General features: G+C 56.3%; 15 protein-coding genes. 3 read left to right on the top strand and 12 right to left on the bottom strand.

Translation table 11 applies throughout. The annotated features are described in order from the left end of the window. Positions 1-9: 9 nt before the first annotated feature. Entirely contained in the window at positions 10-993 is a 984-nt protein-coding gene (locus KCG39_RS20360; protein ID WP_112167064.1) for a quinone oxidoreductase, read from the top strand. A 304-nt stretch (positions 994-1297) separates the two neighbouring features. Here the strand turns inward: KCG39_RS20360 and pspG are convergent, their stop codons facing one another. The 3 genes from pspG to KCG39_RS20345 all read right to left on the bottom strand — a co-directional run bounded on the left by pspG (position 1298) and on the right by KCG39_RS20345 (position 3271). Then, positions 1298-1540, bottom strand: a complete 243-nt coding sequence (gene pspG / locus KCG39_RS20355; RefSeq protein WP_004127810.1) for an envelope stress response protein PspG — start codon at positions 1538-1540, stop codon at positions 1298-1300. Between the two features lie 139 nt (positions 1541-1679). Next, complete coding sequence (gene dusA / locus KCG39_RS20350; protein WP_123828569.1) at positions 1680-2678, bottom strand: tRNA dihydrouridine(20/20a) synthase DusA; 999 nt, start codon at positions 2676-2678, stop codon at positions 1680-1682. Positions 2679-2782: 104 nt separating this feature from the next. Further along, on the bottom strand, positions 2783-3271 hold the full coding sequence (locus KCG39_RS20345; RefSeq protein ID WP_004127806.1) for a cupin domain-containing protein: 489 nt from the start codon (positions 3269-3271) through the stop codon (positions 2783-2785). Between the two features lie 192 nt (positions 3272-3463). On the opposite strand from KCG39_RS20345, the gene zur reads away from it, so the two are divergent. Continuing rightward, positions 3464-3979, top strand: a complete 516-nt coding sequence (zur, locus tag KCG39_RS20340; RefSeq protein ID WP_004127803.1) for a zinc uptake transcriptional repressor Zur — start codon at positions 3464-3466, stop codon at positions 3977-3979. A gap of 214 nt (positions 3980-4193) precedes the next feature. On the opposite strand, the gene KCG39_RS20335 is transcribed toward zur, so the two are convergent. The 4 genes from KCG39_RS20335 to KCG39_RS20320 form a co-directional block, all read right to left on the bottom strand. Then, on the bottom strand, positions 4194-4403 hold the full coding sequence (locus KCG39_RS20335) for a CsbD family protein (RefSeq protein ID WP_004137568.1): 210 nt from the start codon (positions 4401-4403) through the stop codon (positions 4194-4196). 136 nt (positions 4404-4539) lie between these two features. Then, a complete protein-coding gene (gene dinF / locus KCG39_RS20330) occupies positions 4540-5856 on the bottom strand; it encodes an MATE family efflux transporter DinF (RefSeq protein WP_123828570.1) in 1317 nt (438 codons plus the stop codon). A 72-nt stretch (positions 5857-5928) separates the two neighbouring features. Beyond that, complete coding sequence (gene lexA, locus KCG39_RS20325; protein WP_004097774.1) at positions 5929-6537, bottom strand: transcriptional repressor LexA; 609 nt, start codon at positions 6535-6537, stop codon at positions 5929-5931. A gap of 122 nt (positions 6538-6659) precedes the next feature. Beyond that, a complete protein-coding gene (locus KCG39_RS20320; protein ID WP_004127797.1) occupies positions 6660-7028 on the bottom strand; it encodes a diacylglycerol kinase in 369 nt (122 codons plus the stop codon). 129 nt (positions 7029-7157) lie between these two features. Between KCG39_RS20320 and plsB the strand changes: the two genes are divergently transcribed. Beyond that, complete coding sequence (gene plsB, locus KCG39_RS20315) at positions 7158-9581, top strand: glycerol-3-phosphate 1-O-acyltransferase PlsB (RefSeq protein ID WP_004127795.1); 2424 nt, start codon at positions 7158-7160, stop codon at positions 9579-9581. 91 nt (positions 9582-9672) lie between these two features. On the opposite strand, the gene ubiA is transcribed toward plsB, so the two are convergent. The 5 genes from ubiA to malK form a co-directional block, all read right to left on the bottom strand. Then, positions 9673-10542 (bottom strand): 4-hydroxybenzoate octaprenyltransferase, encoded by an 870-nt coding sequence (gene ubiA, locus KCG39_RS20310; RefSeq protein WP_004127792.1) that lies wholly within the window; start codon positions 10540-10542, stop codon positions 9673-9675. A 12-nt stretch (positions 10543-10554) separates the two neighbouring features. After that, positions 10555-11052, bottom strand: coding sequence for a chorismate lyase (ubiC, locus tag KCG39_RS20305; RefSeq protein ID WP_142468477.1), 498 nt, complete (start codon positions 11050-11052; stop codon positions 10555-10557). 188 nt (positions 11053-11240) lie between these two features. Next, entirely contained in the window at positions 11241-12173 is a 933-nt protein-coding gene (gene malM, locus KCG39_RS20300; RefSeq protein ID WP_004097766.1) for a maltose operon protein MalM, read from the bottom strand. A gap of 107 nt (positions 12174-12280) precedes the next feature. Beyond that, a complete protein-coding gene (locus KCG39_RS20295) occupies positions 12281-13567 on the bottom strand; it encodes a maltoporin (RefSeq protein ID WP_004097765.1) in 1287 nt (428 codons plus the stop codon). Positions 13568-13738: 171 nt separating this feature from the next. Further along, positions 13739-14848 carry a maltose/maltodextrin ABC transporter ATP-binding protein MalK gene (malK, locus tag KCG39_RS20290; protein ID WP_004097762.1) on the bottom strand — a complete coding sequence of 370 codons (1110 nt, stop codon included), beginning with the start codon at positions 14846-14848 and terminating at the stop codon, positions 13739-13741. Between the last annotated feature and the right edge of the window lie 31 nt (positions 14849-14879).

The following is a 14879-nucleotide window of genomic DNA, read 5'->3' as shown; positions in this document are numbered from 1 at the left end:
GGAGGAAGCATGGCAACACGAATTGAATTTCACCAGCACGGAGGGCCTGAAGTTCTGCAAGCGGTAGAGTTCACGCCGAAAGATCCCGCAGAGCACGAAATTCAGGTAGAGAATAAGGCCATCGGCATCAACTACATTGATACCTATATCCGCAGCGGCCTCTACCCACCACCATCATTGCCGAGCGGTCTGGGCACCGAAGCCGCTGGCGTGGTGAGCAAAGTTGGCAGCGGCGTGAAGCATATTAAAGCCGGCGATCGGGTGGTCTACGCACAATCGGCGCTGGGAGCCTATAGCACTATCCACAATGTCCCCGCCGATAAGGCCGCTATTTTGCCGGACGCGATCTCTTTCGAGCAGGCGGCGGCCTCATTCCTGAAAGGGCTCACGGTCTATTACCTGCTGCGGAAAACCTACGAGATCAAAGCGGGCGAGCCGTTCCTGTTTCATGCAGCGGCCGGCGGCGTCGGGCTCATCGCCTGCCAGTGGGCCAAAGCGCTGGGCGCGAAGCTAATCGGTACCGTCGGCAGCGCGCAAAAAGCTGAACGCGCTAAACAGGCCGGCGCCTGGCAGATCATTAACTATCGCGAAGAGAATATCGTCGAGCGCCTGAAAGAGATCACCGACGGTAAGAAAGTCCACGTGGTGTATGATTCAGTCGGTAAAGATACCTGGGAAGCCTCACTTGACTGCCTGCAGCGTCGGGGGCTGATGGTGAGCTTTGGCAATTCTTCCGGCCCGGTGACCGGCGTCAACCTCGGGATCCTCAATCAAAAGGGTTCGCTGTACGTCACCCGCCCTTCTCTGCAGGGCTATATCACCACGCGTGACGAGCTGACGGAAGCCAGCAACGAGCTGTTCTCGCTGATCGCCAGCGGCGTGATAAAAGTGGATGTCGCGGAGAGTCAAAAATATGCGTTAACCGACGCCATGCGCGCGCATGAGGTGCTGGAAAGCCGGGCGACGCAGGGTTCAAGTTTGCTCTTGCCATAGTTATGGCTTTTCCCTAAATAATTCGGGCTACAGGAAGATGGTAAGTGAATGAATCCCCAGGAGCTTACAACAGTAAGTGATTGGGGTGAATGCAAGCAACCAACGCCCCTGTAGCCTGAAGTATGACGGGAAAAGAAGAAAAGTTTAGGGCTTCCACATGGGAAGCCCTTACTTTTTTTTGTTCGGCTGTATGTAGGGTACAGCGCGATGAATTCGTTAACCCGCTAATAGTGACAGATTTAATAAGCAAAGCCTACGCTGTTTTATGCAAAAATCTTCAGGTTGTGACATACCGCTCAATACCTTAGTAACGCCAGCGGTTATTACCGCGATAGCGGTTCGCGGCTGGCGATTTTATCGCCCGAATCAGCCAAACCACGATAACGGCCAGCAGCAGCCACGGCAGCAGTTTAATCATTAATGCAAACAGACCGCCGACAAACATCAGCGCGGTCGCGACCACAATCGCGGCAATTATGCCCAGCAGCGACACGCCGGTGACCAACAGCATGACAAAAAAGCCAATAACAAATAAGAGTTCCAGCATCGTCTTTCCCCTAAAGAAATTTATCTACCTTGCCGGATATTACAAAAATCGTGCCAAATATAAGTTATTGAATAAAAACAAAAACGCCCAACACGAGACGTGCAGGGCGTGGTGAATTTGACCAAGTTTTAGCGAAAAACTAACGCTTATCGGCAACCAGCTTCAGCGCCTGTTCCAACACGTTGATATCCGCCCCGGCTTTATGCGCATTTTCGCTCAGATAGCGACGCCACTGGCGCGCGCCAGGTATCCCCTGAAACAGCCCCAGCATATGACGCGTCACATGTCCGAGATAAGTCCCGTTGCTAAGCTCGCGCTCGATGTAGGGATACATCGCCCGGACCACGGAGACCGGATCGGCATCGACGCCTTCCACGCCGAAAATCTCCCGATCCACCGAGGCCAGAATACCCGGATTCTGATAAGCTTCGCGGCCGACCATCACGCCGTCCATATGCGCAAGATGCAGCTTTGCCTCTTCCAGCGACTTAATGCCGCCGTTAATCGCCATGGTCAGATGCGGGAAATCACGTTTAAGCTGGTAGACGCGCGGATAATCCAGCGGCGGGATCTCGCGGTTTTCCTTTGGACTCAGACCTGAAAGCCAGGCTTTGCGCGCGTGGATGATAAACATCTCGCATTCGCCTTTCCCGGATACCGTTTCGATAAAATCACACAGAAACGCGTAGCTGTCCTGGTCATCAATGCCGATACGGGTTTTTACCGTGACCGGGATCGACACGACATCGCGCATCGCTTTAATGCAGTCGGCAACCAGCTGCGCGTTCCCCATCAGGCATGCGCCAAACATGCCGTTCTGCACACGATCGGACGGGCAGCCAACGTTGAGGTTAATTTCATCATAACCGCGCGCCTGCGCCAGCTTCGCGCAGTGCGCCAGCGCAGCCGGATCGCTGCCGCCGAGCTGCAGGGCGACCGGATGTTCTTCTTCGCTGTAGGCCAGATAATCGCCCTTGCCGTGAATAATCGCACCGGTGGTCACCATTTCGGTATACAGCAGCGTATGGCGCGACAGCTGACGCAGAAAATAACGGCAGTGTCTATCGGTCCAGTCGAGCATCGGCGCGATGGAAAAACGGTGAGCGGCGAAAGCAGTAGGCGTTGATTCTGACATCATGGCGAATAAATAAGCATCCGGGTAAAAAGGGGCGCTACTATAGCATAAAGATAAACCACTGACGCATAGCGTCAGCGCTCACCTTTTTTATCCCGCAATAAACGCTATATTTTCCGCGGCTTCCCGTCGTGAGGGCCAAAAAACTGCGGCGGATGGTCAACCCAGCGATCCTGACGCGTGGCGGCATAGCCTGGGTTCAGCGGGTAGTAGATGCGATTGAATTTCTTGTTTGCCTCGCCAACGACTAACAGCCGCACCTCCTGCTCGGTGTTATTGAGGAAGGTATGGCAAATGCCGGTTCCAGCAGGAAAACCGACGCTATCCCCCGGCTCCAACTTCCAGAGGTAGCCGTTAATCCACACCTCAGGATAGCCGTCCAGCACGTAGATGAACTCTTCTTCATCGCTTTCCGCATGCGGGTAGGAGGTACGACGCCCGGGCGGCAGACGTTCATGGTGGATCCCCAGACGATTCAGTCGCAGGCCGCGCGCCAGCGGCGCGCCGATGGAGAAAAGCTCAGTACTGTCGGGATAGGTGGAATCATCCGCACCTTCCAGTTCACGCCAGTGTCGTATGCAATCAGGTCGTTTCATCGTTTTCTCCCGAAAATGAGATGCTTCAGGTATAGCATAAGGCGGCAAGATAGCGCGTCCCGAGAGCGCATGACCGGGGCGACCAACGCACATGTCACATGAAGTGTGACGGCTATATCCCGCCGGGTCTCGGCGTTTTACCGGTATCGTGATAAAGTAACAGTTTCAGATTCACGCAACCAGAGGACGCTCATGGATAAGACCACTTCGCAACAAATGTTAGCGCATGCTGAAAAGCTGTGCGCGCAGCGTGGCGTGCGCCTGACCCCGCAGCGCCTCGAAGTATTGCGTTTGATGAGCCTACAGCAAGGGGCAATCAGCGCCTACGATCTGCTCGATCTCCTTCGTGATAAAGAACCTCAGGCGAAACCACCAACGGTATACCGGGCGCTGGAGTTTTTACTGGAGCAAGGGTTCGTACATAAGGTGGAATCCACCAATAGCTACGTACTGTGTCACCTTTTCGATCAGCCTACCCACAGCTCGGCGATGTTTATCTGCGACCGCTGCGGTGGCGTCAAAGAAGAGTGTGCGGAAGGCGTCGAAGATATTATGCATACGCTGGCGGCAAGAATGGGATTCGCCCTGCGCCACAACGTCATTGAGGCTCACGGCCTGTGCGCCGCCTGCGTCGAGGTTGAGTCCTGCAGTACGCCGGGCCATTGCCACCACGACCATACCATTCAGATCAAAAAGAAAGCCCGCTGAGGCGGTAGCCGCAGCGGGAATCAAGGGTGTATACCCGTCATACTTCAAGTTGCATGTGCGTTGGCTTTGGTACTCGGCTCATCCATGAGCTTCGCCCTTCGGGGCCAGCGCAAGCGCTGTTCAAAGCACGAGTGCCTTGTCCTGCAACTCGCATTATTTAGGGTATAAATCGTTAGGGCAGACAATAGTAAGGGGTTAAAACACGGCGTTTTCGCTACCAGCGATAGTCGTTTTTAGTTTCCCAGTCGGTCACTTCTTTCTCTGCCTGGTCTTTTGCGTAACCGTAACGTTCCTGAATTCTGCCCACCAGTTGGTCGCGTTTGCCTTCAATGACGGTCATGTCATCGTCGGTCAGCTTGCCCCATTTTTCTTTCGCTTTACCTTTGAACTGTTTCCAGTTACCGCCGATTTCGTCTTTATTCATCATGCATTCCTCATCGTTCGGTGATCGTTCGGTGAATGAACAGCCCGCTGTGTGCCGGACATGACTTAACTATAGATGAGTATTCTGAGTAAGATTTATTATTCGGAATCTTTAACCATCAGATGAGCCAAAGGCATTACGAAAACCAGGTTCCGCGCTGCCAGTGGCGCCGCCAGATAACCGCCAGGGAAGCGCCGCGCAGGGCGAGAAATATCGTCAGCGCCAGCCACAGCCCGTGGTTACCGAGCACCGGTACGGTAAACAGCGTCAGGGCAAACCCTGCTGCTGCGACCGCCATGCTGTTGCGCATCTCCGCGCCGCGCGTCGCGCCGATAAACATGCCGTCCAGCAGGTAACACCAGACGCCGATGACCGGCAGGATCATCTGCCAGACCAGATAGCGGTCGGCCAACTGCTGCAGCGAAGGCAGCGAGGTCAGCAACGCGATAATCTGTTCACCGGCAAGGCCGTAAATCAGCGCAAACCCCAGCGCCACCATCCCCGACTGGCGGCAGGCCGCATGCCAGACCGCAAGCAGCTGGCTGTCGTCGCGCGCGCCGTAGGCCTGCCCGGAGTGCGCCTCAACGGCATAGGCAAAACCGTCCAGCGCATAGGCGGTAAAGGTCAGCATCGTCATGAGGACCGCATTGACCGCGACGACATCGGCGCCGAGGCGGGCGCCAAATACCGTCACCGCCCCGAAGCAGAGCTGTAGCAGCAGCGAGCGCAGCATGATGTCGCGATTCAGCGCCAGCAGGCGGCGTATATCGCCGCGCCAGGCATTTTTCAGCATCGACAGGGAAACGCCGCGCAGCGCCAGCACGCGTCTCGCCATCAGCAGACCAATAAAGAAAGTGACGTATTCTGCGGTGACCGTCGCCAGTGCAGCCCCCTGCACGTTCATATGCAGGCCCATCACCAGCCATAAATCGAGCACAATGTTGAGGACGTTGCCGACCACCAGCAGGATCACCGGCGCTCTGGCGTACTGCACGCCCAGCAGCCAGCCCAGCAGGACCAGGTTCGCCAGCGAGGCCGGTGCGCTTAGCCAGCGGATCTCAAGGAAACGCCTGGCCTGTTCAAGCACGGCTTCGCTGCCGCCCACAATGTGCAGCGCCAGGTTTATCAACGGGATCCTGAAAAGCACAATCGCCAGCCCGGCGGCCAGCGCCAGGCCCAGCGGCTGCACCAGCGCGCGCGCCAGCCGCTGCGGATCCCTGGCACCAAACGCCTGTGCCGTTAGCCCGGTGGTACTCATGCGCAGGAAAAGGAGCAGCATAAAGAGGAAGCTGGTCGCCGTTGCGCCAACCGCCACGCCGCCCAGATAAACCGGGCTGTCGAGATGGCCAATAACGGCGGTATCCACCAGCCCCAGCAGCGGAACGGTGATATTGGAGAAGATCATGGGCAGCGCTAAGCGCCACAGGGCTTTGTCGGCGGCGTTAAAAAGCATGGAGAAAGCGCCTAAATGAGGAAAAACGACGCAGCATCATGCTTCAGATGATGATGCCGCGAGATGAAGAGATTATTGCCAGTTGCCGTTGCGGATAACGCCGACGGCCAGGCCTTCAATAGTAAAACTTTGTTCGCGAAGGTCGACCACAATCGGCGAGAATTCGCTGTTTTCCGGCAGCAGTTCCACGACGTTACCCTGTTTTTTCAGACGCTTCACGGTCACTTCTTCGTCGATGCGCGCTACAACCACCTGACCATTGCGTACATCCTGCGTTTTATGGACGGCCAGCAGGTCGCCATCAAGAATACCGATGTCTTTCATCGACATACCGCTAACGCGCAGCAGAAAATCAGCATTCGGCTTAAACATAGCCGGATCGACCTGATAGTGACCTTCGATATGCTGCTGGGCCAGCAGCGGCTCACCCGCCGCGACGCGGCCAATAAGCGGCAAACCCGTTTCTTCTTCCGTCAGCAGACGAATACCGCGGGAGGCACCGGAAACGATCTCGATTGCGCCTTTACGCGCCAGCGCTTTCAGGTGCTCTTCCGCCGCGTTTGGGGAGCGAAACCCCAAGCGCTGAGCAATCTCCGCACGCGTCGGCGGCATGCCCGTCTGGCTGATATGATCCCGAATGAGATCAAACACCTCTTGCTGCCTGGTCGTTAACGCTTTCATTCCGCCCCCTGGGTGTATATACAGTTATGCTGTGAGTATATACAGCTAACGGTGATTTTGGAACCACATTTCACACAAAAATCAGGAGTTTCTTTCCGTTTTGCGAGCAGCTACGACAAGACTTAGCGGTAGTTCGCCCACAGCAGCGTTCCCCATGCGATCAGCGCGATGATAATCGCCAGCAGAACTGCCGCCGATCCCATATCTTTCGCTCGCCCCGAAAGCTCATGATGTTCGGGACCGATACGGTCAACCACCGCCTCAATCGCGCTATTGATAATTTCAACTATCATCACTAGCAAGACCGAGCTAATGAGCAGCACCCGCGTGATAGCATCGACGTCCAACCAGCATGCGATCGCCACGGCAATGACGGCCGCGATGCCTTCCTGACGAAATGCGGCCTCATTGACCCACGCTGCACGGAATCCTTTCCAGGAATACCCGGCAGCTTTAATAATTCGGGTTAACCCAGTGGTATTATTGGCCATCAAACAAACCTTTTTATGTAAATGACGTCAATGAGTGTACGCGTTTGCCGCGTTACAACGGAAATTTTGCGCACTTTCTGTTATTCTTGCGGCGCATTTGCATGATTAACCAGAGGCTTCACATCGTCTATGTCTGGCTGGCAACGAATTTACTATAAATTACTGAATTTACCATTAAGGGCGCTGGTAAAAAGCAAGTCGATTCCGGCGCAACCTGCGCAGGAATTAGGCCTGGATACCTCGCGTCCTATTATGTACGTCCTGCCCTACAATTCGAAGGCGGACCTGCTGACGCTGCGCGCGCAATGCCTGGAACATGAGTTACCGGACCCGCTGGAGCCGCTCGAGATCGACGGCGCCCTGCTTCCGCGCTACGTATTTATCCACGGCGGGCCGCGCGTGTTCACCTATTACACGCCGAAAGAAGAGTCTATCAAGCTCTTTCACGACTATCTGGATTTGCACCGCAATCATCCCGATCTTGACGTGCAGATGGTGCCGGTTTCGGTGATGTTCGGTCGCGCGCCGGGGCGTGAAAAAGGCGAGGTTAACCCGCCGCTGCGTATGCTCAACGGCATTCAAAAATTCTTCGCCGTTCTGTGGCTGGGCCGCGATAGCTTCGTCCGTTTCTCGCCTTCGGTCTCGCTGCGTAAGATGGCGGACGAACACGGTACCGATAAAACCATCGCCCAGAAGCTGGCCCGCGTGGCGCGCATGCACTTCGCCCGTCAGCGTCTGGCGGCGGTCGGCCCGCGCCTCCCCGCGCGCCAGGATCTGTTTAATAAACTGCTGGCGTCGAAAGCCATTGCCCGTGCGGTAGAAGACGAAGCGCGCAGCAAGAAGATTTCTCATGAAAAGGCGCAGCAAAACGCTATCGCTCTGATGGAAGAGATCGCGGCAAACTTCTCCTACGAGATGATTCGCCTGACAGACCGCGTGCTGGGCTTTACCTGGAACCGGTTGTATCAGGGCATCAACGTCCATAACGCCGAGCGTGTCCGTCAGCTGGCGCACGAAGGCCACGAGATAGTCTACGTCCCATGCCACCGCAGCCATATGGACTATCTGCTGCTCTCTTACGTCATTTATCATCAGGGCCTGGTGCCGCCGCATATCGCTGCCGGCATCAACCTGAACTTCTGGCCCGCCGGGCCGATCTTCCGTCGCGGCGGCGCGTTCTTTATTCGTCGCACGTTCAAGGGCAATAAGCTCTACTCAACCGTATTTCGCGAATATCTTGGCGAGCTGTTCAGCCGCGGCTATTCGGTGGAGTACTTCGTGGAGGGCGGGCGTTCACGTACTGGTCGTCTGCTGGATCCGAAAACCGGCACTCTGTCGATGACCATCCAGGCAATGCTGCGCGGCGGTAATCGCCCTATCACCCTGGTGCCGATTTACATCGGCTACGAGCACGTGATGGAGGTCGGCACCTACGCCAAAGAGCTGCGCGGCGCGACAAAAGAGAAAGAGAGTCTGCCGCAGATGCTGCGCGGCTTGAGCAAGCTGCGCAATCTCGGCCAGGGCTACGTTAACTTCGGCGAACCGCTGCCGCTGATGACCTATCTGAACCAGCATGTGCCGGACTGGCGCGAGTCTATCGACCCTATCGAAGCGGTCCGTCCTTCCTGGCTGACGCCGACGGTGAATAACATCGCCTCGGATCTGATGGTACGCATCAACAATGCCGGCGCGGCTAACGCCATGAACCTGTGCTGTACCGCGCTGCTGGCATCGCGTCAACGCTCACTGACCCGCGAGCAGCTCACCGAGCAGCTGGAGTGCTATCTCGCCCTGCTGCGCAACGTGCCATATTCAGCGGATGCGACCACGCCTGCGGCTTCGGCCAGCGAGCTGATTGACCACGCGCTGCAGATGAACAAGTTCGAAGTCGAGAAAGACACCATTGGCGATATCATCATTCTGCCGCGCGAGCAGGCCGTCCTGATGACTTATTACCGCAACAACATCGCCCATATGCTGGTGATGCCGTCGCTGTTAGCCGCCATCGTCACTCAGCATCGTCGCATTACCCGCGCCGAAATTCTGCGTCACGTTGAGATGTTCTATCCGTTCCTCAAGGCCGAGCTATTCCTGCGTTGGGAAAAAGCGGAGCTGGCGGGCGTCGTCGATGCGCTGATCGCCGAGATGCAGCGTCAGGGTCTGATCGCCCTGAACAACGATGAGGTGAGCGTTAATCCGTCTCACGCCCGTTCTCTGCAGCTGCTGGCCGCAGGCGCGCGCGAAACGCTGCAGCGCTACGCCATTACCTTCTGGCTGCTGAGCGCTAACCCGTCAATCAACCGCAGTTCGCTGGAGAAAGAGAGCCGCACCGTGGCGCAGCGCCTGTCCGTTCTGCACGGCATCAACGCGCCGGAGTTCTTCGATAAGGCGGTGTTCAGCACGCTGGTGCTGACCCTGCGTGACGAAGGCTATATCAGCGATACCGGGGACGCCGAGCCGGAAGAGACGTTGAAGATCTACCGCATGCTGGCGGATCTGATTACTTCGGATGTGCGGTTAACGATTGAAAGCGTTACCCAGGATGAAGCGTAACGTTTAAAGAGATGTCCCGGCTTGCGCCGGGCTACCGGCCCATGCGGTTTTGTAGCCCGGCTAAGGCGTTTATGCCGCAAGCCGGGAAGAACTACTGCATATATCCCATCGCCAGACCAAGAAACAGCACCAGCCCAACGTAGTTATTGTTCATAAACGCCTTAAAGCAGGCATCGCGTTCGCGTTTAAATATTAGCTTCTGCTGCCAGGCGAACAGCGCCGCGGCGATAAACAACGACCAGTAATACTCCCAGCCCAGCCCGCTCAGCCAGCCTACCGCCGCCATCAGTGCCAGCACCGCCACCTGTAAAATGCCGATGATTAAGCGATCGTTGTCGCCAAAGAGAATCGCCGTCGATTTAATACCGATTTTGACGTCATCATCACGATCGACCATCGCATACTGGGTATCGTAGGCCACCGCCCACAGGATATTGGCGAGGAACATCAGCCAGCAGCTCAGCGGCAGCGATTCGCTGACCGCCGAAAAGGCCATCGGGATCGACCAGCCGAACGCCGCACCCAGTACTACCTGCGGCAGGTGGGTATAGCGCTTCATAAACGGATATACCCATGCCAGCGCCAGCGCCGCTACTGACAGCAAAATGGTCATGGTGTTCAGGGTCAACACCAGCAGGAACGAAAGCAGCACCAGCACGACAAACAGCGTCCGCGCCTCCTTTTCGCTCACGTCGCCGCTCGGCAACGGGCGGTGGGCCGTCCGTTTGACGTGGCCGTCAAACTTGCGATCGGCATAATCGTTGACCACGCAGCCTGCGGCGCGCATCAGCCAGACGCCGGCGACGAAAACGGCGAGGATCCATAGCGGCGGTATCCCCGGCGTCGCCACCCACAGCGCCCACAGCGTCGGCCACAGCAGCAGCAGCGCGCCAATCGGTTTGTCAGTACGCATCAGGCGGTGAAACGCCAGCAGCTTGTTCTGCGTCAGACTCCACTCCATTTCATTTTCCTCTTAATACAACGGCGATGCAGGCAAAAACAGTTCCGTCAGCAGCAGCGGTTTGCCGCTCAACCGGAGACGGGAACGACGCCCCCACAGCTCTGCATGACGACCAATTTCAATAAAATCGCGGGTTAGCGTCGATGACGTGAAGAGATAGCGGCCCAACGGCGTTTGCCCCAGCTGTTGCAGCGCCAGTTCGGGGCCGCTCAGCGTTGATTCGGGCACTATCGTGCGCCCGGCCAGCCAGGGTTCACCGTTGGCGCAAAGAATGATTTCCCGCAGCCAGTAGCGGGGTTCGCTCGGTAACAGGGGCGCCTCACCGGCCAGCGCCTCGCGTCCAACAAAACCTTCGTTAACCATGATGACGCTGACTTTCTTCCCCTGCTGCTCAAAGCGTTTGGTCATTGAGTCTTCCAGCAATAACCAGTCGCGCAGATGCGCATCCAGCGGGGGCATAGCGGCAAAATAATGCAGCGCACGCAGTTGCGTAAGCGCAGGATGTGGCATGCCTGAATCTCCGGTACATAACGTGAAGGTATTGTATCGCAGAATGGGGCATCGGGGGCGGGCAAACGTCAATATACGATCATCCGCGCAACAGCCGTGCAACAGAGGCTGCGGCGCGCTAAAAAAAAGTGCGCCCTGACGGACGCACCTAAAGGCTGTGCCTAAACATCAGCATTGCGGGGAGACGGTCACCCCTTGCCTTTTACACTGCTGATAAAGGTGGAACGAGCAGATTTCGAGCCAAGACGTTCAGCTTCGTTCATCAATTTCAGGGCTTTATCGATATCGCCTTTCGCAACCGCCTGCTTAATGCCGTTGTTGAAATAGGTTTCGGTGTCATCAAGCATCGGTTCGCTTTTCGCCGCCGGAGCCGGGGCCGGCGCGACAACCGGCGCGCTATAGGCAGGAGCAGCGGTATTACCGACGGTAACGGGCCCCGGACCTGACGAACCAAACAACGGGCCAACCAGCACGCTGGAGCCGGTAGAGGTTTTCACCTTCAGGCTAATGGTGCCGTCTGTAACGTGTTTCGCGATGGGATCAGGAATATCCGGCACCGCATTGCCGGTACCTTTGGCGTAAGCCTTCGCCGGATCGATTAATTTAGTGGTCTGCTGCAAATCCTGCGGCGTGGTAAAAACCAGCACATAAATTTTCTGCTGTCCCAGCGCCGGAGTCAGGCGCATTACGCCTTCCAGACGATCTGAACTCATCACTCCCGGTTCAAGATAAGTGAAGTAGCTGCTGGGGAAAAACGCGGATGGCGTCATATTTTGGTCAAGAATCAGCACGTTCGGCGCATATACCGCAGTTTGTTTTTCCACTTCGCTGGTTAACGTAATATTGAGCTCGCCAATATTCGCCGGAACGCTGTATGCGGCGACCGGGCCGCTGATACCGGGGACACTGAGCGTCTGTCCGGCCACGGCGAGCTTTGTCGTCTGCGTTTTGGATTGATCGACCGGAGTCCAGGTCAACTGCTGCAACGCGGAGGCCGGAATCGACGGCGCGGCAGAGGTGTTCTGCGGCACGAAATTAACATCAGCAAAACTGACTGCGGGTACGCAGGCCATCAGGCCGACGGACAGGCAGAGGGCAACGAGACTTTTCTTCATTTTCATTGTTATCACCTCAATTCCGATGGCCGAGCGGTAGCCAGGCAATAGCGCGCTGGGCCTAAGATAGAGGGGCTTGCGCCCCTCTTTTAGTTACGAACGGTCAGGCTCGATTACCACCAGATTTCCATCTGGGCACCGAAGGTCCACTCGTCGCTATCGCCACGGCTAAAGGTTTTAGCGCTGGTGTCGTTATACGCTACGCCGCTATCGTTATAGCCCCATTTCTCATCCCATTTAGCGTACGTTGCGAATACGCGGATTGCCGGACGGGACCAGATGCTGTCACCAGCCTGCCACTGCTGTGCCAGAGTCACTTTATACTGGCTGTTACGATCGCTGGTGCGTTGAGATTTGACGTTGTCGTAGCCGATTTCCATCAGGGTGCTCATGATAGGCGTCCACTTGTACATTGGACGAACGCCGACGGTCCACCACTGGGTACCATTGTTGTTGTCGCGGTCGATATCCTGGTACATACCGACGTACATCAGATCCCAGCTATCGCCCAGAGAGATCGCACCGTGGTCCAACACGCGCCACATAGATCCATCGTTATTAATGCTGCCACCTTGCGGAACGCCTTTACCGCTGGAAGTCATAGAGTCAGTTGCATACTGCAGAACAAATTTGTTAAAGCCTTTCAGCATGCTCTGAGTATGCTCAGCGGTAAGCATCCAGCCGTCTTTGGAAGCGCCCGGCTGCAGAGAATAATCATCAGGGATGTTAGTGTGGCCGTAGTCAACGCCCAGTTCCAGCGTACCGCCCGGGTTAGTTTCCAGACCGGCCAAACGCACGTCGAATACATCGTTCGGCACGATATTGTCATAGACGCGATTACCGAACTCGTCGCGATCGGCGAAGGTGCCGGAGCCGCCGGATTCAGAAGAACGCGTTGCTGCCAGAGAGAGTTTACCGAAGCCCAGATCGATGTTTTCAATACCCGCACCAGGACCAGAAATATCCCAGTAGTAGAAGTCGATCATATGAACGTCATGACGCTGGTAGAAGCGCTTACCGGCCCAGATGGTGGAACCTGGCAACCATTCGATCAGGTTTTTACCCTGCACGTTAGCTTCACGGAATGCCGGACTGGTGGATTCCCAGTCGTTCTGCTGTGACACAGAGTAGGCGACGTTGGTATCGAAGTAGAAGCTCTTATCACCTTCTTTCCATACTTCCTGGCCCAGCTTCAGTTCCGCATAGGTTTCACATTCGTTACCCAGACGGTATTTACTTTGAGCGCCGGTTGCCTGGAAGCACTGTTGCTCACCGCCGCTGCCGGTCCAGCCGATACCAGAACGGGCATAACCGTGGAAATCAACGGCCAGCGCCTGAGCAGACATAACGCCTGCCGCAACGGCGACCGCCAGTGGAAGTTTGCGCAGAGTAATCATCATTCTATCTCCTGAGATCATTGCTTTTCTTTGAACACTTCACCCTTCGGGCTGCCTCTTTGTTGGCTGCGCTCACTCACCCTGGTCACGTACTTTTGTACGCTCCCAGGGATTCATTCCCTTGCCGCCTCGATGCAGCGCGAATGGTTTTGTGTTTTTTTTTAGTTAGAAGCCCTACACGCCCGGCTCTTTATGCAGCCGACGACAAGCGGTGCCATCCTCACGGAATAAATGGCAGCGCTCCGGCGGCAAACCGATGGCGAATGTGGCTCCCTCTTCTACCAGCACCACGTCGTTCTGGCGGTAAACCAGGTTTTGACGGATGGATGGGATCTGGATATGAATTTGCGTTTCGTGGCCGAGCTGTTCGACCACCTGAACTTCACCTTCAAGGGTGACGTCGGCGATATCGCTGGGCAGCAGATGTTCCGGGCGAATACCTAAAGACATATTGGCGCCGACCTGAACGCGGGCGCTGTCCACCGGCAGCCAGACCTGCTGACGGTTCGGTAGCTCCACCTGCACCTGCTCAATGGCGGTAGCGGTGACTTTGACCGGCAGGAAGTTCATCTTCGGCGAGCCGATAAAGCCCGCGACGAAGCGATCCGCCGGGTAGTGATAGAGTTCGAGAGGCTTGCCGACCTGCGCGACGCGACCGGCGTCCAGCACCACAATCTTGTCGGCGAGGGTCATCGCTTCGACCTGGTCGTGGGTCACGTAAATCATTGTGCGGCCAAGACGCTTATGCAGACGGGAAATCTCAATACGCATCTGTACGCGCAGCGCGGCATCGAGGTTAGAGAGCGGTTCATCCAGCAGGAAAACGCGCGGTTCAGCCACCAGGGTACGACCAATCGCCACGCGCTGGCGCTGACCGCCGGAAAGCGCTTTCGGTTTACGCTCCAGCAGGTGAGCCAGCTGCAGCACTTCCGCCACCTGAGTCACGCGTTGGTTAATCAGCTCTTTTTTGGCGCCGGCCAGCTTCAGGCCAAAAGACATGTTTTCCGCGACGGAAAGATGGGGGTAAAGCGCATAAGACTGAAACACCATCCCGATACCGCGCTCGGCGGGCGGAACATCATTCATTCGGGTATCGCCAATCAGCAGATCGCCGCTGGTCACCGTTTCCAGCCCGGCAATCATTCGCAGCAGGGTGGATTTGCCGCAGCCTGATGGCCCAACAAACACGACGAACTCCCCATCCTGGATCTCGAGATTGATATCTTTTGATACCACCACGTCACCCCAGGCTTTCGTTACATTTCGCAGCTGTACGCTCGCCATGCCCTTCTCCCTTCGTTACAACCTGTCACTT

Origin of the sequence: Klebsiella pasteurii (assembly GCF_018139045.1) — a bacterium.
Lineage (GTDB): Bacteria > Pseudomonadota > Gammaproteobacteria > Enterobacterales > Enterobacteriaceae > Klebsiella > Klebsiella grimontii.
This window is presented reverse-complemented; position numbering and strand designations above follow the sequence as displayed.

Bases quoted from the DNA above. Each gene is read 5' to 3' on its own strand.
- lexA (WP_004097774.1), bottom strand. From the start codon at position 6,537: ATGAAAGCGTTAACGACCAGGCAGCAAGAGGTGTTTGATCTCATTCGG.
- ubiC (WP_142468477.1), bottom strand. From the start codon at position 11,052: ATGCCACATCCTGCGCTTACGCAACTGCGTGCGCTGCATTATTTTGCC.
- KCG39_RS20345 (WP_004127806.1), bottom strand. From the start codon at position 3,271: ATGAAACGACCTGATTGCATACGACACTGGCGTGAACTGGAAGGTGCG.
- malM (WP_004097766.1), bottom strand. From the start codon at position 12,173: ATGAAAATGAAGAAAAGTCTCGTTGCCCTCTGCCTGTCCGTCGGCCTG.
- KCG39_RS20335 (WP_004137568.1), bottom strand. From the start codon at position 4,403: ATGAATAAAGACGAAATCGGCGGTAACTGGAAACAGTTCAAAGGTAAA.
- pspG (WP_004127810.1), bottom strand. From the start codon at position 1,540: ATGCTGGAACTCTTATTTGTTATTGGCTTTTTTGTCATGCTGTTGGTC.
- KCG39_RS20320 (WP_004127797.1), bottom strand. From the start codon at position 7,028: ATGGCCAATAATACCACTGGGTTAACCCGAATTATTAAAGCTGCCGGG.
- malK (WP_004097762.1), bottom strand. From the start codon at position 14,848: ATGGCGAGCGTACAGCTGCGAAATGTAACGAAAGCCTGGGGTGACGTG.
- zur (WP_004127803.1), top strand. From the start codon at position 3,464: ATGGATAAGACCACTTCGCAACAAATGTTAGCGCATGCTGAAAAGCTG.
- dinF (WP_123828570.1), bottom strand. From the start codon at position 5,856: ATGCTTTTTAACGCCGCCGACAAAGCCCTGTGGCGCTTAGCGCTGCCC.
- dusA (WP_123828569.1), bottom strand. From the start codon at position 2,678: ATGATGTCAGAATCAACGCCTACTGCTTTCGCCGCTCACCGTTTTTCC.
- KCG39_RS20295 (WP_004097765.1), bottom strand. From the start codon at position 13,567: ATGATGATTACTCTGCGCAAACTTCCACTGGCGGTCGCCGTTGCGGCA.
- plsB (WP_004127795.1), top strand. From the start codon at position 7,158: ATGTCTGGCTGGCAACGAATTTACTATAAATTACTGAATTTACCATTA.
- KCG39_RS20360 (WP_112167064.1), top strand. From the start codon at position 10: ATGGCAACACGAATTGAATTTCACCAGCACGGAGGGCCTGAAGTTCTG.
- ubiA (WP_004127792.1), bottom strand. From the start codon at position 10,542: ATGGAGTGGAGTCTGACGCAGAACAAGCTGCTGGCGTTTCACCGCCTG.